Source organism: Chromobacterium sp. CCUG 76385, from assembly GCF_059916625.1.
The window spans coordinates 67,995-90,683 of record NZ_JAUCGU010000006.1 but is presented as its reverse complement, the minus strand read 5'-3'; the positions used below and the strand labels follow the sequence as shown (position 1 = coordinate 90,683).

The 22,689-nt window shown below is 64.3% G+C and carries 23 protein-coding genes; 15 read left to right on the top strand and 8 right to left on the bottom strand.

Going from position 1 to position 22,689, the window contains the following annotated elements:
• The first annotated feature begins 48 nt into the window (after positions 1-48).
• From QUG01_RS06525 to QUG01_RS06505, 5 genes are all read left to right on the top strand, one after another.
• The gene (locus QUG01_RS06525; protein ID WP_500829418.1) at positions 49-1,959 is read left to right on the top strand and encodes a B12-binding domain-containing radical SAM protein; all 1,911 of its coding nucleotides are present in this window, start codon (positions 49-51) and stop codon (positions 1,957-1,959) included.
• Positions 1,960-2,112: 153 nt separating this feature from the next.
• The gene (locus QUG01_RS06520) at positions 2,113-2,763 is read left to right on the top strand and encodes an MBL fold metallo-hydrolase (protein WP_500829417.1); all 651 of its coding nucleotides are present in this window, start codon (positions 2,113-2,115) and stop codon (positions 2,761-2,763) included.
• On the top strand, positions 2,763-3,080 hold the full coding sequence (locus tag QUG01_RS06515) for an MGMT family protein (RefSeq protein WP_500829416.1): 318 nt from the start codon (positions 2,763-2,765) through the stop codon (positions 3,078-3,080). Before QUG01_RS06520 ends, QUG01_RS06515 begins: the two co-directional genes overlap by 1 nt.
• A gap of 247 nt (positions 3,081-3,327) precedes the next feature.
• Complete coding sequence (locus QUG01_RS06510) at positions 3,328-4,116, top strand: outer membrane protein OmpK (RefSeq protein WP_500829415.1); 789 nt, start codon at positions 3,328-3,330, stop codon at positions 4,114-4,116.
• A 367-nt stretch (positions 4,117-4,483) separates the two neighbouring features.
• Positions 4,484-6,358: a ribonuclease catalytic domain-containing protein gene (locus tag QUG01_RS06505; protein WP_500829414.1), complete on the top strand. Its 1,875-nt coding sequence runs from the start codon at positions 4,484-4,486 to the stop codon at positions 6,356-6,358.
• Between the two features lie 138 nt (positions 6,359-6,496).
• Here QUG01_RS06505 and QUG01_RS06500 read toward each other — a convergent pair whose 3' ends face one another.
• Positions 6,497-7,318 carry an HDOD domain-containing protein gene (locus tag QUG01_RS06500; protein ID WP_500829413.1) on the bottom strand — a complete coding sequence of 274 codons (822 nt, stop codon included), beginning with the start codon at positions 7,316-7,318 and terminating at the stop codon, positions 6,497-6,499.
• A 221-nt stretch (positions 7,319-7,539) separates the two neighbouring features.
• Here QUG01_RS06500 and QUG01_RS06495 point away from each other — a divergent pair, with 221 nt between their 5' ends.
• Entirely contained in the window at positions 7,540-9,168 is a 1,629-nt protein-coding gene (locus QUG01_RS06495; protein WP_500829412.1) for a methyl-accepting chemotaxis protein, read from the top strand.
• A 28-nt stretch (positions 9,169-9,196) separates the two neighbouring features.
• Here the strand turns inward: QUG01_RS06495 and QUG01_RS06490 are convergent, their stop codons facing one another.
• The 7 genes from QUG01_RS06490 to QUG01_RS06460 form a co-directional block, all read right to left on the bottom strand.
• Positions 9,197-10,018, bottom strand: coding sequence for a class I SAM-dependent methyltransferase (locus QUG01_RS06490; RefSeq protein WP_500829411.1), 822 nt, complete (start codon positions 10,016-10,018; stop codon positions 9,197-9,199).
• Between the two features lie 406 nt (positions 10,019-10,424).
• Entirely contained in the window at positions 10,425-11,093 is a 669-nt protein-coding gene (locus QUG01_RS06485) for a DUF4377 domain-containing protein (RefSeq protein WP_500829410.1), read from the bottom strand.
• A 54-nt stretch (positions 11,094-11,147) separates the two neighbouring features.
• Complete coding sequence (locus QUG01_RS06480; protein ID WP_500829409.1) at positions 11,148-11,816, bottom strand: META domain-containing protein; 669 nt, start codon at positions 11,814-11,816, stop codon at positions 11,148-11,150.
• 78 nt (positions 11,817-11,894) lie between these two features.
• Positions 11,895-13,268, bottom strand: coding sequence for an NAD(P)(+) transhydrogenase (Re/Si-specific) subunit beta (locus QUG01_RS06475; protein WP_500829408.1), 1,374 nt, complete (start codon positions 13,266-13,268; stop codon positions 11,895-11,897).
• Between the two features lie 3 nt (positions 13,269-13,271).
• Positions 13,272-13,571: a proton-translocating transhydrogenase family protein gene (locus QUG01_RS06470; protein ID WP_043627395.1), complete on the bottom strand. Its 300-nt coding sequence runs from the start codon at positions 13,569-13,571 to the stop codon at positions 13,272-13,274.
• Complete coding sequence (locus QUG01_RS06465; RefSeq protein ID WP_500829407.1) at positions 13,564-14,724, bottom strand: Re/Si-specific NAD(P)(+) transhydrogenase subunit alpha; 1,161 nt, start codon at positions 14,722-14,724, stop codon at positions 13,564-13,566. Before QUG01_RS06465 ends, QUG01_RS06470 begins: the two co-directional genes overlap by 8 nt.
• Before the next feature lie 347 nt (positions 14,725-15,071).
• Positions 15,072-15,836, bottom strand: a complete 765-nt coding sequence (locus tag QUG01_RS06460; protein ID WP_500829406.1) for a substrate-binding periplasmic protein — start codon at positions 15,834-15,836, stop codon at positions 15,072-15,074.
• A gap of 148 nt (positions 15,837-15,984) precedes the next feature.
• On the opposite strand from QUG01_RS06460, the gene QUG01_RS06455 reads away from it, so the two are divergent.
• The 9 genes from QUG01_RS06455 (at position 15,985) to ybgF (ending at position 22,685) form a co-directional block, all read left to right on the top strand.
• Complete coding sequence (locus QUG01_RS06455; RefSeq protein WP_500829405.1) at positions 15,985-16,962, top strand: sensor histidine kinase; 978 nt, start codon at positions 15,985-15,987, stop codon at positions 16,960-16,962.
• Positions 16,963-16,981: 19 nt separating this feature from the next.
• Positions 16,982-17,506: a TMEM175 family protein gene (locus QUG01_RS06450; RefSeq protein WP_500829404.1), complete on the top strand. Its 525-nt coding sequence runs from the start codon at positions 16,982-16,984 to the stop codon at positions 17,504-17,506.
• 125 nt (positions 17,507-17,631) lie between these two features.
• A complete protein-coding gene (locus QUG01_RS06445; RefSeq protein ID WP_345909296.1) occupies positions 17,632-17,811 on the top strand; it encodes a DUF3460 family protein in 180 nt (59 codons plus the stop codon).
• Positions 17,812-17,872: 61 nt separating this feature from the next.
• Positions 17,873-18,538 (top strand): class I SAM-dependent methyltransferase, encoded by a 666-nt coding sequence (locus tag QUG01_RS06440; protein ID WP_345909297.1) that lies wholly within the window; start codon positions 17,873-17,875, stop codon positions 18,536-18,538.
• Positions 18,539-18,652: 114 nt separating this feature from the next.
• Positions 18,653-19,066 carry an ExbD/TolR family protein gene (locus tag QUG01_RS06435; RefSeq protein ID WP_345909298.1) on the top strand — a complete coding sequence of 138 codons (414 nt, stop codon included), beginning with the start codon at positions 18,653-18,655 and terminating at the stop codon, positions 19,064-19,066.
• On the top strand, positions 19,063-19,959 hold the full coding sequence (locus QUG01_RS06430; RefSeq protein WP_500829403.1) for an energy transducer TonB: 897 nt from the start codon (positions 19,063-19,065) through the stop codon (positions 19,957-19,959). The genes QUG01_RS06435 and QUG01_RS06430 overlap by 4 nt, the downstream gene beginning before the upstream one ends.
• A 28-nt stretch (positions 19,960-19,987) precedes the next feature.
• Positions 19,988-21,274 (top strand): Tol-Pal system beta propeller repeat protein TolB, encoded by a 1,287-nt coding sequence (tolB, locus tag QUG01_RS06425; RefSeq protein ID WP_500829402.1) that lies wholly within the window; start codon positions 19,988-19,990, stop codon positions 21,272-21,274.
• 14 nt (positions 21,275-21,288) lie between these two features.
• Complete coding sequence (gene pal / locus QUG01_RS06420) at positions 21,289-21,810, top strand: peptidoglycan-associated lipoprotein Pal (RefSeq protein WP_500829401.1); 522 nt, start codon at positions 21,289-21,291, stop codon at positions 21,808-21,810.
• A gap of 131 nt (positions 21,811-21,941) precedes the next feature.
• Positions 21,942-22,685 carry a tol-pal system protein YbgF gene (gene ybgF, locus QUG01_RS06415; RefSeq protein WP_500829400.1) on the top strand — a complete coding sequence of 248 codons (744 nt, stop codon included), beginning with the start codon at positions 21,942-21,944 and terminating at the stop codon, positions 22,683-22,685.
• Positions 22,686-22,689 lie beyond the last annotated feature (4 nt).

Below are 22,689 nucleotides of genomic sequence, written 5' to 3'. Positions count from 1 at the left end.
CGCAAGCCCGGCTATGCTTTTTGAACCACCGCCCGGATTTCACGCCCCATGCCTGTTTCTTCCCTGCGCGTGCTGTCGCTCATTCCGCCGATGACGCAGCTGAACACGCCCTACCCGTCCACCGCCTACCTCACCGGCTTTCTGCGCTCGCGCGGCGTGGCGGCGTTCCAGGAGGACCTGGCGCTGGCGCTGGTGTTGAAGCTGTTCTCCAGGGAAGGCATGGCCACCTTGCGCGAGCATGTGCGGCGCATCCCTATGCGCCAGCGCACGGACTGCATGATGCAGTTCGACATCTCCTACGAGCGCTACGCCGCGACGATAGATGCGGCGATCGGCTTCCTGCAGGGCCGCGACGCCACGCTGTCCTACCGCATCGCCGGCCGCAACTACCTGCCGGAAGGGCCGCGCTTCGCGTCACTTGACGTGTATGTGGACCCGGACGATCCGGACGGCGGCGACCCGCTGGCCTGGGCCTTCGGCGCGCTGGGCACCCAGGACCGCGCCCGCCACTTGGCCACGCTGTACCTGAACGATATCGCCGACGTGCTGCGCGAGGCGGTGGACCCGCGCTTCGAGTTTGTCCGCTATGCCGAATCCCTGGCGCTGTCGCAGCCGACTTTCGACCCTTTGGCCAAGGCGCTGGCGGCCGAGCCCAACTGGGTGGACGACACCCTGGCCGCGCTGACGCTGGAGGCGATGGACCGGCACCAGCCGCAACTGGTGCTGGTCTCGGTGCCGTTTCCCGGCGCGGTGTACGCGGCCTTCCGCATCGCCCAAACCATCAAGCGCCACCGGCCGGACATCAAGATCTGCCTGGGCGGCGGCTACGTCAATACCGAGCTGCGCGAGCTGGCTGAGCCGCGCGTGTTCGACTACTTCGACTACGTGACGCTGGACGACGGCGAGCGCCCGCTGCTGGCGCTGATGGAGCATCTCGAAGGCAAGCGCGGCGTCAGCCGACTGGCGCGCACCTTTCTGCGCCAGGACGGCGCGGTGCGCTACGTCAATATGCAGGAAGCCGACGTGCCGTTCTCCGAAGTGGGCACGCCGACCTGGGACGGCCTGCCGATAGACCGCTACCTGTCCTTGCTGGACATGCTGAACCCGATGCACCGGCTGTGGAGCGACGGCCGCTGGAACAAGCTGACCATCGCCCACGGCTGCTACTGGAAAAAGTGCAGCTTCTGCGACGTGACGCTGGATTACATTTCGCGCTACGAGACCGCGTCGGCCGAGCTGCTGGTGGACCGCATCGAGGCCATCATCGCCGAAACCGGCCAGACCGGTTTCCACTTCGTCGACGAAGCCGCGCCGCCCAAAATGCTGAAAGCTTTGGCCGAGGAGCTGCTGCGGCGCAAGGTGTCCATCTCCTGGTGGGGCAATATCCGTTTCGAAAAATCCTTCACGCCGGAGTTGGCCCAGCTGCTGGCCGAGTCCGGCTGCATCGCCATCTCCGGCGGCCTGGAAGTCGCGTCGGACCGCTTGCTCAAGCTGATGAAAAAGGGCGTGTCGGTGGAGCAGGTGGCGCGCGTCACCCATGGTTTCGCCGAGGCCGGCGTGCTGGTGCACGCCTACCTGATGTACGGCTTTCCGACGCAAACGGTGCAGGACACGGTGGACGCGCTGGAATACGTGCGCCAGCTGTTCGACACCGGCTGCATCCAGTCCGGCTTCTTCCACCGCTTCGCCTGCACCGTGCATTCCCCGGTGGGACAGAACCCGGAAGAGTACGGCGTCAAGCTGGTGCCGCTGCCGAAAGGCGACTTCGCCAAGAACGACGTCGGCTTCATCGACCCCACCGGCACCGACCACGAGTTGATGGGCCGCGCGTTGAACAAGGCGCTGTACAACTTCATGCACGGCATCGGTCTGGACGGCGACGTGCGCGGCTGGTTCGATATCCGCGTGCCCAAACCCAAGGTGCCGCGCAACTTCATCGAGCGGGCGCTGTATTCGTAGGGCGGAAGCCCCAACGGGGCGTTCCGCCGTCTACTGCTGATAATACTTGGGCGGAACGCCCGGCCAAGGCCGGGCTTCCGCCCTACTCCCCTCCCCAAAGCCCCCAGGCCATGCCAGAATGTCCGATTCCGACTTTTGTCCGCGAGCATTGCCATGGCCCTGAAATACCACGTGATCCCGGTCACCCCGTTTGCCCAGAACTGCAGCGTGCTGTGGTGCGACGCCAGCCGCCAGGCAGCCGTCGTCGACGCCGGCGGCGACATCGAGCGCATCCGCGCCTGGGTGGATAGCCAGGGCCTGACGGTGGAGAAGCTGCTGCTGACTCACGGCCATATCGACCATGCCGGCGGCGCCGCCAAGCTGGCGGAGGAACTGGGCGTGCAGATTGAAGGACCGCAACGCGCCGAGAGCTTCTGGCTGGACCAGCTGCCCACTCAGGGACAGATGTTCGGCTTCCCGCGCAGCGAGCCGCTGACGCCGCAGCGCTGGCTGGAAGAGGGCGACACCGTCACCGTGGGCCAGGAAACGCTGCATGTCATCCATTGCCCCGGCCACACGCCGGGCCATGTCGTGTTCTACAGCCCGGCGGCCGGCGTGCTGGTGGCCGGCGACGTGCTGTTCCAAGGCTCGATCGGCCGTACGGATTTCCCCATGGGCAACCACCAGCAGCTGATAGACGCGATCCAGCAAAAGCTGTTCGTGCTTCCCGACGACACCGTGGTCATCCCCGGCCACGGCCCGCTGACCACGATAGGCGCGGAGAAACGCGACAACCCCTACGTCGCCGATCCGCGCTACCGCTGATGCCGCCGGAATTCGCCCGCCGTGTGTTGGCGCTGCTGGCGCAAGTGCCGGCTGGGCGCGTCGTCACCTACGGCCGGCTGGCGGAGCTGGCCGGCTATCCGCGCCACTCGCGCCACGTCGGCCACTTGCTGGGCCATCTGCCGGACGGCGTAACGGCTCCGTGGCACCGCGTGGTCGGCGCCGGCGGGCGGCTGTCCCGCCCCGGCAGCGAGCAGGCCGACTGGCAGCGCGTGTTGCTGGAGGAAGAGGGTGTGGCATTCCATGTCAATGGCAAAGTCGATATGCGGATTTGCGAGTGGTCGGGCGAGGTAGTTTGACCTGAAACAAACCAGAAAGCGGCGCTGGCTCAGATACTTATCTCCACGTGGAGATAATCTCGTGTGGCATTAAGCCAACAATTTGTAATTCTGACGTCATTTCGCTACAGAAAAAACAAATTTCTTTGCAAAAAAACGACAGAAGTGTGACAAATCGTTTGCACAAGGCCATTTCAGAGACTATTCTGCGCGGCGCTCGCCGACGCTTGTCGGCTGCTTACTACACGAAAATAGTCTGGTGAAACAAATGAATACTCGCAAGTCGCTGCTGGCCTTGTCTTTGTTGGCCGCCTCCACTCTGGCTCACGCCGATTACACTTTCAGCAATGTCAGCTTCAACCAGTTGGACTGGTCCAATAGCACGCTGGATAAGACCCAAAATTCCTTGTTCGGTGCCAAGCGCAACTTCCAATACCTGGAGGCCGAAGGTGGCATGGGCCGTTCCTGGGGCGACCTGTATGGTTTCTTTGACCTGGAGAACTGGAACCGCAACGAGACCGAGATTCCGGCAGCAGACCGCCGTTACACCACCAAAGTCGTAGCGCGTTTCAACATCACCGACGTTGCTGGCGTGCCGGTCAAACTTTATACCCACGTGTACGATACCCGCGGCCATCAATTCTTTGATCAGAACCGCGTGCTGGGTCTGGGCACCGATCTGTCCTTCGGCAAGGTATGGTTCAAGCCGTTCCTGGGCATGCACCAAGAGCTGAAGTACGGCGTTGGCGCGCATCGCAATGGTTGGATGGCTGGTTACGTGGCAGGCTTCGACTTCACCGCTTTCGGCCAGCCGTTCTCTGTGACTCAATGGCATGAGACTGAATTTGCTCGTTCTGACTATTTCACCACTGTGGCTCAGCCGAGTGGCCTGCAAGGTTTGGTGCAGAAGCGTACTGGCCAGAATGGCGCGGTTTCCCTGTGGTGGAACCCGACCAAGTCGATTACTACTGGTATTCAATACCGTTACGCAGTCAATAAGCTAGGCACTGCTGGTAACGAGTACGCGACAATCTACACCGTCAAGTACAACTTCTAATAAGAAGCGCCAAGGCCGCCCAATGCGGGCCTTGGCTGGCGGCTTGCCGCCCCTGTCTGCCCCCGCCTTGCGCGGGGGTTTTGTTTTTTGAATCTGCCGCGCGCCTAGGGGCTGTTGACGTTTGGTGAGTGGATCGCGTTTGAGCTACGCCAAACCCGCAGGGCCGGGCGCCTTTCGCGCCGACTCTTCGCTGTTCCGCGCTGGCAGAGAATGACTATGCGGCGCGCGAAACGCCTCGATTCGTCGCAAAACGCATCCCGGCGCGACCGCTCTCCAAACGTCAACAGCCCCTAGGCAAGATGCCGCGCCAGCAGGTGGAGCGAGCTGCTATAATCCGCCCTTAAATTCAACGGCCTGGCATGTTTTGATGAACGTTTTTTACGAAGAAAGCGGCAGTTTCAAGGTTGGCAGCATTGTGTCGCGCAGCGACGCCAGCCTGCAGGTGGATACCCAGCACGGCAAGCGCGCCAAGATCAAAAGCGCCAACGTGTTCCTGGAATTCAATTCGCCGCTGGCGGACTTTTTGCCGGCTGCCGACAAGCTGGCGGCCGACATCGACCTGGATTTCCTGTGGGAATGCAGCCCGGACGACGAATTCGGCTATCAGGATCTGGCCGCCGACTACTTCGGCCATGAGCCGTCCGCCGTCGAGGCCGCCGCGCTGATCGGCCGCCTGCACGGCGCGCCGATGTACTTCTACAAGAAGGGCAAGGGCCGCTACAAGAAGGCGCCGCAGGACGCGCTGCAGGCCGCGCTGGCCGGCATTGAGCGCAAGAAGCGCGAGCAGGAGCAGATCGACGGCTGGGTGGGCGAACTGAAGGCCGGCGCGCTGCCGGAAGCCATCCGTTCGCAACTGATGCAGCTCTTGTGGAAGCCGGACAAGAACACGCTGGAATTCAAGGCTTTCGACCAAGCCTCGCGCGAAACCGGCCTGCCGCCGCTGCGACTGGCCGACAAGGTGGGCGGCATTCCGTCGGTGCCGGACTACCTGATGGCCGGTTTCCTGATGGAGTACTTTCCCAAGGGCGCCGGCTTCGGCAAGTACGCGCCGCCGGCCGAGTTGCCGGAGCTGCCGGTTTCCAGCGCGCGCGCCTTCTCCATTGACGACGCCAACACGACTGAAATCGACGACGCGCTGTCGGTGGAAGAGCTGCCCAACGGCAACAAGCGCGTGGGCATCCACATCGCCGCGCCCACGCTGGGCGTGCCGGTGGATTCGGACATCGAGAAGATGGTGCTGTCGCGCCTGTCCACCGCCTACTTCCCCGGCGACAAGATCACCATGCTGCCGGACGATGTGGTGCAGGCGTTCACGCTGCAGGAAGGCCGCGACTGCCCGGCGTTTTCCTTGTATGCCGAGGTGACGCCGGAATTCGAGCCGGTGGCCTTTGAAAACCGCATCGAAAAAGTCCACATCGCCGCCAACCTGCGCCACGCCGAGCTGGAGCAGGTGTTCAACGAAGAGACGCTGGCCAACGATCCCGGCGTGGACTACCCGTTCAAGCGCGAGCTGGTGTGGCTGTGGCAGTTCGCCGAGGCGCTGGAGAAGCGCCGCGGCAAATACGACCCGACGCGCCCGGTGCAGCACGACTACAACATCGACGTGGCCGACGGCGTGGTGTCCATCACCATCCGCAAGCGCGGCGCGCCGATGGACAAGCTGGTGTCCGAGCTGATGATCCTGGCCAACAGCGAGTGGGGCCGCATGCTGGCCGAGGCCGACATCCCGGCCATGTACCGTGCCCAGAGCATGGGCAAGGTGCGCATGACCACCCGCCCGGAGCCGCACATGGGCCTGGGCGTGGCGCAATATGCCTGGAGCACTTCGCCGCTGCGCCGCGCCAGCGACTTCATCAACCAGCGCCAGCTGGCGGCGATGATACGCGGCGAGAAGCCGCTGTTCCCTCAGGGCGACGCCATGCTGTTCGCCATCCTGCGCGACTTCGACGCCACCTACGGCGCCTATCTGTCCTTCCAGGACAAGATGGAGCATTACTGGTGCCTGAAGTATCTGCTGCAGGAAAACATCACCGCGCCGACCGCCACCGTGATCAAGGAAGACCTGGTGCGCATCGACGGCCTGCCGCTGCGCCTGCGCATCCCGGGCCTTCCGGAACTGGCGCGCGGCGACCGCGTGCAGCTGTCGGTGGTGAAGGTGGACTTGCTGACGCAGGAGGTGGAGTTGCGCTACACCGGCCGCCTGGATCATGTCGAGGCAGAAACGGACGAGGAGGAGGGTTGATCCCTCATCGTTGGGAGACAACGCCGCCGCGCCGTGAGGCCCGGCGGCGTTTTTGCGTCGGCGCTTAGCGGCGCTTCAGGCGAGGCGGCTGGCCGCCATGTTCTTGTTGCCAAGGCCCGCGGCGCCGAAATGCGGCTCTTAGAATAATTCGTCCACCAGCGTGCTGGCCTGTTGCAGCTGCTCGATCGAGGCTTCCATGCGTTCGCGGTCCAGATTCAGTCGCTCCAGCACCCGTTCCGGCAGGCTGGCCAGCATGTCTTCGGTCGGCATGCCGTGGCGGAAGCCGGAGACGATGCAGCTGGTCAGCCCTAACAGCAGCGCGAACGGCGAGGCGTCCTCGTTCAGCAGATCGTGCTGGTTCAAGATGGCCTCCTGGATTTCGTCCGGGAAATTCCAGCGCCGGGCCAGTTCGGCGCCCAACACCGTCAGATCCATGCCCAGCAGCATGCGCTCGGCGGCGATGCGGTCGGTGCCGCCGGCGACGATGCGGTCGATCTGCTGCGCCTGTTCCGGCACGGCGACGAACAGCACCAGTTCGCCGATATTCGACAGCAGGCCGCAGGTATACCCCAGCTGCGGGTCCAGCCCGCACAGTTTGGCCAGCAGTTTGCAGGTATTGGCCATGGCGAAGCAGCGCAGCCAGAAAGCCTTCATGTCGAAGCCGGTGATGCCCAGCGTGGCGCCGGTGATGCCGGAAGCGATGACCAGCACTCTGAGGTTGTCGAAGCCCAGCAGCACCACGGCGTCGTCCAGCGAGCCGATGCGCCGGCTGCTGCCGAAGCGGGCGCTATTGGCCAGCCGCAGCACGCGCGCGCTCAGCACCTGATCATGCATCACCATATTGGTGATTTCGCCGATATTGATGTCGTTGCGATGGAAGCTGGCCATCAGCTCCTGCACCACCTTGGGCACCATCGGCAGCTTGCCTGACGCCTTGTCGAAGATTTCCGCCACTTGCATCCGCACTCTCCCGTTTGCTCGGTCACTGGTTTGAGCTTAGGCAATGGCTGTGTGAAAGTAAGGAGGAATGCGCCATTTCGCGTAGTTGTGGGTAGACGGACAAGGGGTTTTATTTTGCGCCGCCTCCGCCTAGCGACTATGTTGCAAGCTGACAGGCGTAGTGGCACGCGGTGCTAAACACGCCCTGAGGAATGCGCCGCCGGCGTATCGGAGAGGAAACCATGCTATCCCAGCTTACCGTCAAGCAAAAGCTACTGGCCGGTTATGGCTTGCTGATTCTGATTCTGATCGCCATCGTGATTTCCGCCATTCTCAAGCTGAATGCGATAAGGGAAAAGCAGGAAGAAATCACCGGCAATCGCTACCCCAAGGTGGAGATGTGCAACAAGCTGATCGTCTCCACCTTGAATATCTCCAGATTGATGCGCGATGCGATCATCGCGACGGAAGCGCCGGACATCGAGGCCAGCATTGCCAAGATCGAGGGTTTGAAAACCCAGAATACCGCCATCTTAGGCGAATTGGACAAAGTGCTGGTTTCCTCGAAAGGACGGGAGGTCTTCGCCAAAGTCATGCAGGCGCGCGAAGCCTTGACGCCGTTATACGACCCTTTATACGCGCTGGCTAGAGCCAATAAGAATGCTGAAGCCCAGGCCGTCCTGAAAAAACGTTTTGCCCCAGCCATCGCCGCCTTTCAACAGCAGCTGGATGAATTGACCGCCTATCAGCATGACAAAGTGCAGCAGGCGCTGGACGAAAGCAAATCCGCGTACAGCCAGGCTTTGTCCATCATGCTGGTTTCCGCCGGACTGGCGGTGCTGGTGGCCGTGGCCATCGCCTTGACCATCGCCAATCTGGTCACCACGCCCTTGCGCAAATCCGTGGCGCTGGTGCGGCATATCGAGCAGGGCGATCTGAGCGGCGCCGATGAGGCCTTGCCGGAGTCGCGCGATGAGGCGGTGGAAATCGCCCGCAATATCCAGAACATGCGCAAGGGTTTGCGGGAAGTGGTTTCCAGCATCCAAAACAATGCCAGCCAGGTGTCGGACTCCGCCCATGAGCTGGCCAGCATGGCGCAGCAGGTGGCCACCGGCGCCCAGCGCCAGTCCGAGGCCACGTCCGAAGCGGCCGCCACCATCGAGCAGCTGACAGTCAGCATCAATCATGTGGCGGATAATTCCGAAGAGGCGGCGCGCCAGGCCAAGGAGGCCGGCCAGCTCGCCTCGCGCGGCGGACGCGCGGTGCAGGCCTCGGTCGGCAAGATTCATTCCGTCAGCGAGGCCGTGGCTGCGACATCGGAAGAAATGCGCACGCTGACCGGCGAGGTGCAGCGCATCGGCAATATCGTCACGGTGATCCGCGATGTGGCGGACCAGACCAATCTGCTGGCGCTGAACGCGGCCATCGAGGCCGCGCGCGCCGGCGAGATGGGCCGCGGTTTCGCCGTGGTGGCGGACGAGGTGCGCAAGCTGGCGGAGCGCACCGCCAGCTCGGCCCAGGAAATCACCCAGATGATTTCCGCCATCCAGCAAGGGGTGGAGAAGGTGGTGGGCAGCATGGATCAGAGCCTGTCCAGCGTGGAAACCGTCAGCGGCAGCACGCGCGAGGCCAGCGACTCCATGGGCGAGATCGAGGGCAGCACCTTGTCCATCGTCGATACCATTTCCACCATCACCGGCGCGCTGGGCGAGCAGCGCACCGCCAGCCTGAGCCTGGCTCAGAACATGGAGCAGGTGTCGCAGATGGCGGAGTCCAACAGCGCCACGGTGGAAGAGCTGGCCACCACCTCCAGCCAGCTCAATGCGCTGTCGCACGCGCTGCAAACCGTCACGGCGCGTTTCCGGCTTTAGCCGGCCGTTGGGCGCCAGCGGCGCGCGATCAGTAGGCGAAGCGCTCGCGCAGGTCCATCAGGTTCAGTTCGTCCAGGATGGCCAGCTGGCGCTCGCGGGCGCTGGCTTTGCCCTTGCCGGTCTTCTTGGCGATGATCAGCTCGTTCTTCATCGAGTGTTCCCAGCCCACCAGCTCGGTGACTGTCAACTGGTAGCCCCGCGCCTCCAGCTGCAGGCAGCGCAGCACATTGGTCAGCTGGCTGCCGAATTCGCGGGTGTGGATGGGATGGCGCCACAGCTCGGACAGCGGCGTCTTGCCGAAGGTCTCGTTCTTCTTCTGCCGCAGCACTGACGCCACCTCGGCCTGGCAGCACGGCACCAGCACGATGTATTGCGCGTCCTTGGCCAGCGCGAAGCGGATGGCGTCGTCGGTGGCGGTGTTGCAGGCGTGCAGCGCGGTGATGATGTCCACCTGCTCCGGCAGCTCGGTCGAAGTGATCGACTGCTCCACCGTCAGGTTCAGAAAGCCCATGCGCTCGAAGCGCAGGCGCTCGGCCAGCTCGCGCGATTTATCCACCAGCTCTTGCCGGGTTTCCACGCCGTAAACATGGCCCGCGGCCTTGTCCTTCAGGAACAGGTCGTACAGGATGAAGCCGAGATAGGACTTGCCGGCGCCGTGGTCGGCCAGCGTCATCGCGCCTTTCTTGTCCAGCACATCGGCCATCAAGGGTTCGATGAACTGATACAGGTGGTAGACCTGCTTCAGCTTGCGGCGGGTGTCCTGGTTGATCTTGCCGTCGCGGGTGAGGATGTGCAGCTCTTTGAGCAGCTCCAGCGATTGCTGGGGTTTGATTTCGGGAATCAGGCTCATGGCGGCCTCCTGCAATTTCAATGCCGCGATTGTAGCAGAGCGGTCATCCCGCGCCCGAGCCGGAATCTGCCCGCGACCTTTGCACACGTTTGAACTGTACTGGAAAATGACACGTTTCCGATGCGCCAGAGGCCCTTCAAGCCTGCCGTCGGGTGGCAGGCCCGGGGTCTTAAGCGGCTGCCTGTTTGAGCCCCGCGACGTTAGCGCGGGGCGAGTTCAGCCGCGCCTCGGGCCTGACGGGTCCCGACGGGAAGCCGAAGGTCAGGCTTGCAGGGTGGCCTTTAGGGGTGGAGGGGATATTTGGCCACGCAAATATCCCCTCCCTGCCTGCCGGGCAGCCCCGGCAATGAAAACCATCATCCGCGCAGCGGATTCATCACGTGCCATGCGACACGGAAGCCGTCCCTCAAGGCTTCTTCACCACTTCCTGCTCCACCACCATGTCCAGAATCCAGCGGATGGATGAGGCATCGGCCGGCGGATTGTCCACCTTCACCTCCTTGATGCGCAGGCGGTAGGCGGTGCCCGCTTCAGGCTGGAAACCCTCGATCTCGCCGTAATGCAGCTGCCACGGCTGGCTCTTGTCGGCGCGGACCTGCAGGCATTGCATCGGCGCGACGCCGCTGCACGGCTTGCGTTCGGCGGCGACGTAGATGAACTTGGTCTCGCCCTGCGGCAGCTTCTCGAAGCGCATGGCGTCCTTGCCTTCGCCGAGCCACAACTGGCCCTGTTCCAACTTGACTGGCATGCCCGCTTCCAGCTGGCGGCTCAGCGCGGCGTCGCGCTGCATCGCCTCCGGCGGGCACATCATCATGGTGGCGGCCAGCGGCTTGGCGCGCAGCTTGCCATTTTCCAGCGTGGCCGGGCCGAACATGCCGTTGCAACCGGCCTTGATCGACAGCCGCTGCTCGGCGATCTGCAAGCTGGCGGCGGCCGGGCCGGCATCCAGCTGCTTCCACTCGCCTTGCAGCTGGGACAGCGTCGGCGCGGCGGCAGAGCCGGCGGGGCCTTGGGTGCCGGCGCAGCCGGCCAGCAGGGCCGCCGCCAGGGCGGACAGGATCAGGCGATGGTTCATCGTATTTTCCTAATGTAAATGGAAGTCAGACGCCGCCGCGCGCCGTGGGTTCCGTCAATCGGCTATCGGCGTGACCGTTTCCTGATAGATCACCTTGACCAGTTGCAGCGTCGGCTGGCCGCCATCGGCCGCCGGCTCGCCCTGCAGCTTCAGGTAGTAGCGGTGCCCCGGCTCGGCTTGAAAGCCGCTGATGGCGCCGGCATAGCTCTGCCATGGCTGGTCTTCGCGATTGCGCAGCTGCAGGCAGGACCCGCTGGCGCAGGCGCCGCTGGTGACGTACCAGTATTGCTCTCCGGGCGCGGGCTGCCATGCCGCTGCGGCGGGTTTGGCGGCGATGGCGGCTTGCGCCGCCGCGGCGTCGATCCGTTCGAAGCGGTATTCGGTCTTGCCGGCCCGCAAGGTCAGGTGCTGGCGGTCATCGGACGGCAGCAGCCGGAACGGCGCGCCCAGCAGCTTCAGCAGCGCCTGCTCGCGCTGCATGGTTTCCGGCGCGCACGCCATGCGGGTGGTGGCTACCTGGTGCTTGCCGTCATGGTCTATGCCCAGGGTGAAGCGATTGCAGCCGGCGAAGCCGCTGATGCCGCCATCGGCGATGCTCAGCGTCGGCAGCGGAGCGGCCAGGGCGGGCGATTGCAGCCGCCATTCGGTGTGTTGCAGATCGGGCAGGGCCTGGGTCGGCAGCATCATGCTGCCGCTGATGAGAAGGGCGCTGAGGGAGGGCATGCTGTCTCCTGTTCTTGTCGAGCGAAGAATGCAAAAACGCCCGCCGGCGGCGGGCGTTGCTCAGCGCGGGCGGCGTCGTCAATGTACGGCGTTTTTCAGCAGGTCTTCCACCACTTTTTTCGCATCGCCGAACACCATCATGGTTTTATCCATGTAAAACAGTTCGTTATCCAGGCCGGCATAGCCGGCGCTCATCGAACGTTTCACCACAATGACGTTGCGCGCCTTGTGCGCTTCAAGGATGGGCATGCCGTAAATCGGGCTGGCCTTGTCCTTCTGCGCCGCCGGGTTGACCACGTCGTTGGCGCCTATCACCAGCACCACGTCGGTGGTGGAGAAGTCGGCGTTGATTTCCTCCATCTCCAGCACCTGCTCGTACGGCACTTCGGCCTCGGCCAGCAGCACGTTCATGTGGCCCGGCATGCGGCCGGCCACTGGGTGGATGGCGTAGCGGACGCTGACGCCCTTTTCGTGCAACAGCTCGGCGAACTCCTGCAGCGCGTGCTGGGCGCGCGACACCGCCAGGCCGTAGCCGGGCACGATCACCACCTGGTCGGCGTTGGCCATCAGGAAGGCGGCGTCCTCGGCGCTGCCGGCCTTGTACGGCTTGGCCTCGCCCGGGCCGGCCGCCGGTCCGGCGGCCGCTTCCGCGCCGAAGCCGCCCAACAGCACGCTGACGATGGAGCGGTTCATCGCCTTGCACATGATGTAGGACAGGATGGCGCCGGACGAGCCGACGCAGGCGCCGGCGATGATCAGCACCGGGTTGTTCAGGGTGAAGCCGATGCCGGCCGCCGCCCAGCCGGAGTAGCTGTTCAGCATGGACACCACTACCGGCATGTCGGCGCCGCCGATCGGGATGATCAGCGTCACGCCCAGCACCAGCGCCACGGCCAGCATGGCGAGGAAGGCGGCCTGGCTGTCGGTGGCGAAATAGGCGATACCGAAGCCGAGCATGGCCAGCGCCAGGGTCAGGTTAAGCAGGTGTTGGCCGGAGAAGCTCACCGCCTTGGCGCCGAAGCGGCCGGACAGCTTGCCGTAGGCGACGACCGAGGCGGTGAAGGTGATGGCGCCGATGAAGGCGCCGATGAACAACTCCACTTTTTGCACCGGCGTGTGCTCCACGCCGGAGTGGAAGATGGCGGCGACGGCGATCAGCACGGCCGACAGGCCCACCAGCGAGTGCATGGCGGCCACCAGCTCCGGCATGCCGGTCATTTCCACTGTGCGCGCCTTCCAGCCGCCTATCACGGCGCCGGCGGCGATGGCGCCGGCGATCAGCGCCAGCACCGGCTTGTCCAGGATCAGCAGCGTGGTCAGCACGGCGATGGCCATGCCGACGATGCCGTACAGATTGCCGCGCCGCGCCGAAGCCGGGCTGGACAGCCCCTTCAGCGCCAGGATGAACAGGACTGCGGCGACGAGGTAAAGAATCGCTGAAATATTCTGCATCGCTTAGCCTCTGTTCTTTTTCTTGAACATGTCCAGCATGCGCTGGGTCACCAGGAAGCCGCCGAAGATATTGATGCTGGCGAGGAAGATGGCGATGGTGCCCAGCACCGAGGTCAGGGTGATTTCCTGGCCGCCCACGTCCACCACCTGCAGCATGGCGCCGACAATGATGATGCCGGAGATGGCGTTGGTCACCGCCATCAGCGGGGTGTGCAGCGCCGGGGTGACGTTCCATACCACGTGGTAGCCGACGAAGACGGCCAGCACGAAGACGGTGAGGCTGGTGATGAAGGGATCAACCATGTTGCGGCTCCTTATTGGTTTGCGCGGCGGGCTTGGCGGCGGCGCCGAAGCGCAGTTCGCCCTGATGGGTAATCAGCGTGGCCGCCAGCAGGTCGTCTTCCAGGTCGATTTTCAACCCCTCGGCGCCCAGCAGCAGGCCGAGGAAGGTCAGGAGGTTGCGCGCGTACAGGCTGGAGGCGTCGGCGGCCACCATCGAGGGCAGATTGGTCAAGCCCACCAGATGCACGCCGTTGTCGGATTGCCAGGCCTCGCCGGCGCGGGTCAGCTCGCAGTTGCCGCCGGATTCGGCCGCCAGGTCCACGATGACCGAACCCGGCCGCATCGCCGCCACGCTGGCGGCGGGCAGCAGAACCGGAGCCGGCTTGCCGGGAATCAGCGCCGTGGTGATGACGATGTCGGCGGCGGCGGCGCGCTTGGCCAGCAACTCATTCTGGCGAGCCAGGAAGTCGGGCGTCATCTCGCGGGCGTAGACGCCGGAACTGGCGGCCTTTTCCTCGTCGCTCATCGGCACTTCGATGAACTTGGCGCCCAGCGATTCCACCTGCTCGCGGGTGGCGGGGCGCACATCGTAAGCCTCCACCACCGCGCCCAGCCGCTTGGCGGTGGCGATGGCCTGCAGGCCGGCCACGCCGACGCCCAGCACCAGCACGCGGGCCGCCTTCACCGTGCCGGCGGCGGTCATCAGCATCGGCATGAAGCGCGGATAGAACTGGCAGGCCAGCAGCACGGCCTTGTAGCCGGCGATATTGTTCTGGCTGGACAGCACGTCCATGCTCTGCGCGCGGGTGGTGCGCGGCAGCAGCTCCAGCGCGAAGGCCGACACGCGCTTGGCCGCCAGTTGCGGCAGCAGCGGGTTGTGGTAGGGCGACAACATGCCCGCCAACACGGCGCCGGATTTCAGCGCGTCGAGGTCGGCGGCGTCGGGCGAGCCCACGCACAGCACGATGTCGGCGCCGGACAGCAGCGCGGGGCGCTGTTCGACGATGCTTGCGCCGGCTTCGCGATAGGCGGCATCGGGGATGGCCGCGGCCTTGCCGGCGCCGGCCTCCACCGCGACGGTGTGGCCGGCGGCGGCCAGTTTCTTCACCGTCTCCGGCGTGGCCGCGACACGGTGTTCTCCGGCCAGCCGTTCGGCTGGTATGGCGATGTGCATCTCTGGATCTCCTGCAAATGGATGGGAATTCAGGATCTTGAACGGCCGTGCGCGGCGTCTTCGAACGGCTGTTTGAAAATGATTAAAAGCATGTTGCAGTGCATTATGCAAGCCATATATTGGCTACCGTATATCGTCTGACATAGTGGCCAGGGCGTGAAACGGCGCAGGGCGGCGGCGGTTTGCCATGATTAAAACGGATTGATATTCAAATATCATTAAAATTGGTTTGTGGGGCGCGCGGAGGCCTGGCTGCGCAGGGGAACCACCGTAATCGCCGCGCCGCCGCGGTGTAAAGCCGGGAAAACCGCGTAAACCGCAAAAGTTTGCGCCGGATCAGAGGCGGTCTATTGGCCGCTGCCGCGATACAGGTCCAGTTTGAAGCGCTCCAGCGTGCCGTCGGCGCGCAGCTTGGCCAGACCCGCGTTGAAGCGGGCCATCAGTTGCTCGTTGCGCGGAGAGCGCTGCATCAGCAGGTGGCCGTACTGGATGCTGAACGGGCGGGCTTCGGTGGTGACCAGATCGTGCGCGCCGCGCGGGAACGCGTCGGAGGACAGCAGCTGCCAGCCGGTAAATTCGTCCAAGGGAAACAGTTCTATGCGGCCGGCCAGCAGCTTCAGCAGATTGGTCTTGTCGTCATTGGCTTCCTCCACCGACAACACGCCTAGCTTGGCCAACTGCCGGAATTCGGCGGTATAGGTGTAGCCGCGGGTGGCGCCGAAGCGCAGGGTGCTCAACTCGCGCAGCTTCTGCCAGCGCGGCATGGCCAGATCCTTGCGGTGGAACAGCAATTCGCGGTGCTCCGAGATCGGCTCGCTGTACAGGAATTCCTGGGCCTTGACCGGATCGTCGTACCAAAAAGAGCTGGCCCCCACGTCGCCGTTGCGCAGCGATTCCAGCGCCCGCGCCCAGGGCATGAAATGGAAGCGCACCTGTATGCCTTCGCGGGCGAAGGCCTCGCGCACCACCCGGCTGACGAAGCCTTGCTGCGCCAATTGCTCCCCGCTCCATGGCGCGTATTCGCCGGTGGAGATCAGCAGCTCGGCAGCCAGCGCGGAAGCGGTCCATGCGCATAGCCACAGCAGACGCAGGACGGCCAGCAAGAATTTCATGGCGGACTCGTTTCGGATCGACTCATCCTAAAGTTATACACCGTGCCGAATATTTTCTAATGGAATGTCTTGATGGGTATGAATCTGCCGAGCCGCTGCGCTTGCGGGCTTGCTATGATCGCGACATGAGCAACGGTGGAGGAGCGACATGCTATCCCTGATGACGCCATTGCCGGACTTCCGCAATCTGGGCGTGATGCTGCGCATCCTGCAGTTGCCCTTGCTGCTGTTGTTCGTCGACGGGCTGCTGGCGCTGGGCGCTCCGGAGCCTTTGTGGCATTGGCTGCAGACGGCGCTGGCCATCGTGCCCGGCAGCCTGTTGACGCTGGCGCTGCTGGCGCTGGCCCATCCATGGCTGGCCAGGCAAAGGCTGGGGCCGCTGTGGGCGCTGGCGCTGACCGGCGGCTGTTTCGCGCTGTGCCAGTACGCGCTGCGCGGCGAACTGGGCCAGGCCTGGGCCGCGCCGTGGGTGGCCGCGCTGGCGGCGGCGCTGTTATTGCATTATCTGTCGCTGCGGCAGCGCGCCTTGTCGCCGGCGCTGGCCGAGGCAAGGCTGGCGGCCTTGCAGGCGCGCATCCGGCCGCACTTCCTGTTCAATACGCTGAACGCGGCGATTGCGCTGATCCGGCTGCAGCCGGCCAAGGCGGAAAGCGTGCTGGAGAATCTGTCGGACCTGTTCTGGGCGCAGATGGCGGACCCGGCGCGCGCGTCGACGCTGGCGCGCGAGGTGGAGCTGGCGCGGATGTATCTGGCGATAGAGTCCGAGCGCCTGGGGCCGCGCCTGCGCGTGGCGTGGCAGCTGGATGCGCCGCAGGATGCCGCGCTGCCGCCGCTGATTCTGCAGCCCTTGGTGGAAAACGCCGTCTATCACGGCGCGGAACGGCTGGCCGGCGAGGTGGAGATCCGTGTGGCGGCGCGCCTGGCCGGCGGCTTGCTGGAGCTGGCGCTGGACAACCCGGTGCCGGACGAGTCCGACGCCGCCAGTCCCGGCAGCGGCATGGCTCTGTCCAATCTGCGCGAGCGCCTGGCCTTGTTTTTCGACGCCGAGGCCAGCCTGGTCACCGAGCGCCGCGGCGACCGCTACCACACCCGCCTGCGCCTGCCGTACCGGCGGGCGGCTGGATGAGACAACTCGGGAGTCCCGCATGGAAAAGAACCGTTTGGAAGCGTTCAGCGACGGCGTGATCGCCATCATCATCACCATCATGGTGCTGGAGCTGAAAGTGCCGCACGGCACCGACTGGCAGGCGCTGGCGCCGTTGCTGCCGGTGTTTCTGAGCTATCTGCTCAGCTTCGTCTATGTCGGCATTTATTGGAACAACCACCATCATTTCTACCACGCCACCCGCCGCATCGACGGCCGCGTGCTGTGGGCCAATCTGCACTTGCTGTTCTGGCTGTCGCTGATTCCCTTCGTCACCGGCTGGATGGGGCAGAACCACTACGAGCCGCTGCCGGTGGCGCTGTACGGCGCGGTGCTGCTGATGTGCTCCATCGCCTGGTGGATCATGCAGCAGGCGCTGTTGTGCCTGCCCGGCAACCGCACGCGGCTGTCGGAGGCGCTGGGCGGCGACATCAAGGGCAAGCTCTCGCCCGTGTGCTATCTGCTGGCCATCGCCTCGGCCTGGTGCCCTGGCTGGCCGGCGCGCTGTACCTGGCGGTGGCCTTGATGTGGCTGGTGCCGGACAGGCGCATCGAGTGCATGCTGTACGAGGAGGGCGGAGGCTGAAGCGCGTGGCGGCGGCAGCCGTATTCGTTTAAAATGTCGCTATCCATCCATCAGGGGGTAGGTACCATGTACCAGTCCGATTTCACCAAGTTCATCAATGGCTTCCTGGAAAAGAACCCGGAAGTGGACAGCGAGCGCCGCGAGCTGCGCCTGACGCTGTGGGACCGCCAGGTCGACCTGGACGACCAGCGTCGCTGGAAGGAGTCGCGCGTGCCGCAGAAGCCTTACGTCTACCAGCCGGAATAAGCGCCGGCCGGACCCGATCGACGCCCCATGCGGGCGTTTTGTCATTTCTGGAAAGCCCATCATGACCCGCCGCACCGTGGCGCTGGATAGCGCCCTCTCCGATTATCTGTTCGACATCGCCGTCACCGAGCACCCGGTGCAGCGCGAGTTGCGCGAATTCACCGCCGGCCACCGCCTGGCCAAGATGCAGATCTCGCCGGACCAAGGCCAGTTCATGGGTTGGCTGGCGCGGCTGATCGGCGCGCGCCGCTATCTGGAGATCGGCGTGTTCACCGGCTACAGCGCGCTGACCGTGGCGCTGGCGATGCCGGAGGACGGCGCGGTGGTGGCTTGCGACGTCAGCGAAGCCTTCACCAGCATCGCCCGCGAATATTGGCAAAAAGCCGGAGTGGCGGCGCGCATCGACTTGCGGCTGCAACCGGCGCTCGCCACGCTGCGTGAACTATTGGACGCCGGCCGCGCCGGCAGTTTCGATTTGGCCTTCATCGACGCCGACAAGCCAAGCTACCGCGATTACTACGAAGCCTGCCTGGAACTGGTGCGGCCGGGCGGCGTCATCGCCATCGACAATATCTTCCTGTCCGGCCGCGTGGTGGCGCCGAAACCGGAGGACCCGCCAGGCGTGCATCTGGTGCACGCCTTCAATGCCAGCCTGAAGGCCGATCCGCGCATCAATATGTGCGTGCTGCCGATAGGCGATGGCTTGACGCTGTGCACGCGGCGTTAAACGCGTGGCATGAACTTTCGATGAATCCACGCAGTCTGAACCGTTTTGGCCGCAGCATCGACACCGTTGCCGATGCTATGATGGCCATTTGACCGAGCCGAATCTGAATCCGTCATGCTGAATCGCCGTCCCCGCCGCCAGATGAACCAGATGAACGTCGTGCCCTATATCGACGTGATGCTGGTGCTGCTGGTGATTTTCATGGTCACCGCCCCGATGTTCACTCCCGGCGTGATCGATGTGCCCAGCGTGTCCCAGGCCGCGTCCATCGATGTGCGGCCGCTGGAAGTCACCGTGGACGCCACCGGCAAGATCGAGCTGATAGACGGCGAGCAGAAAAGCCGCGTCGACTCGCTGGACGATCTGGCCAGCCAGTTGCAGGCGTTGGTCGGCAACGAACAGCGTCCGGTGGCGATCTCCGCCGATGCGAACCTCAAATACGCCGAAGTGGTGAAGATCGCCGATCGCTTGCACCAGGCTGGCATCAAGCGCGTGGCGCTGACCGTCAAACAAACGCCGAAGCAATGAGTTCGCAATCGTCTTCCTCGCTGCGCCCCTGGACCCTGATCGCCTCGGCGCTGTTTCACGCCGTGGTGATCGGCCTGCTGCTGTGGGGCGGCTTTCGGTCCTCGCAGCCGCAGAATCCCGCGCCGCTGGCCTTAGAGCTGTGGACGACCGCGCCGCCGCCGCCGGCGACGATTACCGCGCCGGTGACGCCGCCACCCGCGCCGCAACCGGCGCCCGAGCCGCAACCCGTGGCGGCGACGCCGCCGGCCGAGGTGAATCTGGGCAAGAAAACGCCGCCCAAGCCCGAAGTGGTCAAGCCGGAACCCAAGCCGCCGGCCGAACCCAAGCCGGAACCGAAAAAGCCTAAGCCGGAGCCCAAGCCCGTCGAGCCGGAACCGAAACCGCACGACAAGGCCAAGCCGGCGCAGAAGGCGCCTGAGAAGAAAGAGCCGAAGGTCGCGCAGACGCCGCCGGCGGCGAAACCTGGACACCGGACGGCCAAAGCCTATAACAGCGAAGCGGATGATTTATTGTCCAGCCTGGACAGCGCGCGCGTCAGCGGCAAGCCTAACGCGCGCAGCGACCAGGCCGGCAGCAAGAACGGCGTGGCCGGCGGCGCGGTCAACGGCTCCGGCGTCAACGCCGGCTGGATCGACATGGTCAAGGCCAAGGTGACGCCGCTGGTGCAGATTCCGCCGGCCATGAGCGGCAATCCGGAAGCGCAATTGCGGGTGACGCTGCTGCCCACGCTGGAAGTGAAGTCGGTGCAGCTGGTGAGGAGCAGCGGCGTGCCGGCTTACGACGATGCCGTGCAAAGAGCGGTGTGGGAAGCCAAGACTTTCCCGAAACTGCCGGCCGGCGCCAATTTCAATGATGGTTACCGGACATTTGTCCTGAAATTCCGTCCGCGTTGAACGGACAAAGCGAAGACTTGAGGAAAACATGCCCAGTTTGAAAGCCCTGTTGCGGGGCGTGCTGGTGGCGGCGATGCTGGTCGCCGGCAGCGCGCGCGCCGAACTGAACATCGAGATCGTCGGCGGCGGCGCCAGCCGCCACGCCATTGCCGTGGTGCCGTTCAAGGACGAGGGGCCGACCCAGGGCAACTTGACGCCGGTGATCCGCAATGACCTGGCCTTGTCCGGCGCATTCCGCCTGGTGGACCCATCCGCCGTCGCCAATGTGCCGTTCGCCCCGGCGGACGTGCGCTATCCGCTGTGGCAGGCGGCCGGCGCCCAGTCCATCGCCATCGGCAAGGTGGAAAACGCGGCTGGGGGCCAGATCAAGATCAGCTTCCGGCTGATGGACGTGTCGCAGCAGAAGCAGCTGACCGGCGGCGAGTTCACGGTGACGCCGGACCGCAGCCGCCAAGTGGCGCACGCCATCGCCGACCTGATCTACGAGGCCATTACCGGGCAGAAGGGCTTCTTCAACACGCGACTCGCCTATGTGCTGAAGAGCGGCCGCAGCTACGCGCTGCAGATTTCCGACGTGGACGGCCAGCGCAGTCAGACGATCTTGCGCTCGACCGAGCCGATCATTTCGCCTAGCTGGAGTCCGAACGGCCGCTATATCGCTTATGTGTCGTTCGCCAGCCAGAAACCGGTGGTGTGGGTGCAGGATCTGGCCACCGGCCAGCGCCGCGCCGTGGCCAACTTCAAGGGCAGCAATTCCGCGCCGGCCTGGAGCCCGGACGGCAGCAAGCTGGCCGTGGTGCTGACCACCAGCGGCAATTCGCAAATCTACATTATCAGCGCAGACGGCGGCGCGGCGCGGCGGCTGATGTACAACGGCGGCATCGACACCGAGCCGGCCTTCAGTCCGGATGGCTCCATGGTGTATTTCGTGTCCGACCGCAGCGGCAATCCGCAGATCTATCGCGTGCCGGTGAACGGCGGCGACGCCCAGCGCGTCACTTGGGAAGGGAATTACAATGTTTCGCCCAAATTGTCGCCCGATGGCAAGACGTTGGTCTATATTCGTCGCGCCGCCGGCAATTTCCGTGTGATGTCGCAGGATTTGGCAACTAATGACACGCGTCTATTGTCAGATGGAAGTTACAGTGAGCGCCCCAGCTTCGCGCCGAATGGCCGCATGGTGCTGTACTCCAGCGACGTCGGCGGACAAAGCGTGCTGTACGCGGCCACCGCCGACGGCAGCAGCAAGGTGAAACTGGCAGTGCTTAACGGTGATGTACAGGACCCGGCATGGGGTCCATTCAACAATCCTTGATCGGGAGCCAAATGATGAATCTGAAACAACTCGCCCTTGCTTCTGCAGTCGCTACCCTGCTGGCCGCTTGCGCCAGCACCAAACCGGCCGAGGCCCCGGCCGCTCCGGTTACCCAAGCCCCGCAGACCCAGGCTCCGGTAACGGCTCCGGCCACCCAGAGCAATGCGGCGATGGACCCGCTGAACGACCCGAACAGCCCGCTGGCCAAGCGCAGCGTCTACTTCGCCTTCGATTCCTCCGCCGTTGACGGCGAAGGCAAGACCACCGTGGCCAACCACGCTGAGTACCTGAAGGGCCAGGCGGACAAGAAAGTGATCATCCAGGGCAATACCGACGCCCGCGGCAGCCGCGAATACAACCTGGCTCTGGGCCAGCGCCGCGCCGAGAGCGTGAAGCACGCGATGGAAGTGCTGGGCGTGAAGGAGCAGCAGCTGGAAGCAGTCAGCTTCGGCAAGGAAAAGCCTAAGGCTACCGGCCACACCGAAGCCGATTACGCCGAGAACCGTCGCGCCGACATCGTTTATCAGGGCCATTAAGCGCCTGCCGCGGGGGCCGCATCGGCCGCCCGCCGTTGTCACTCCTGCCGGATATCTATATCTAAGTGGCCGCTGCCAAGCGGCGGCCAAACCGCTATGATATCCGGCAGTCTTCATCCATCGGAAAGCCCATGAATCGCATCGCCATCAGTAGCGCCCTGCTGTTGACGCTGGCTGGCTGCGCCAGCACCAGCGACCTGGAAGCCACCCGCCGCCAACTGGACCAAGTGAACCAGCAGGCGACGACGCGCATCGCCGCGGTGGAGAGCAAGCTGTCCAATGAAAAGCTGCTGGAAATGGTCAGCCAGGTGGACAACCTGAAGGCCGAAGTCGCCAAGCTGCGCGGCGACATCGAAGTGCTGAACTACAATCTGCAAACCACGCAGAAGCGCCAGAACGACCTGTACAACGATCTGGACGGCCGCCTGGGCCGCCTGGAAGGCACCGGCAAGCACGACGCCTCGCAACCGGCCGCAGCCGCGCAGCAGCAGGCCGCCGGCGACAGCCAGGCCTCGCCGGACTACGACAAGGCGCTGAATCTGCTGCGCGCGCGCGACTTTCCCAATGCCGTCAACGCGCTGTCGCTGTTCATCCAGCAGAACCCGCAAGCGCCGCAAGCGGCCGAGGCCGCATACTGGCTGGGCGTCGCCCATACCGCCTTGCGCCAGTACGACGCCGCCATCGACATCCACCGCCGCTTCGTCGAGCAATATCCCAACAACCATTTCGCGCCGGACGCGCTGCGCAATATCGGCAACTGCCAACGCGATTTGGGCCAGGTGGATCAGGCCAAGAACACCTATCGCCGCCTGATCAAGCTGTATCCGAAGAGCGACGCCGCGCTGAAGGCCAAGCAAGCGCTGGCCAGAATGTAATGTC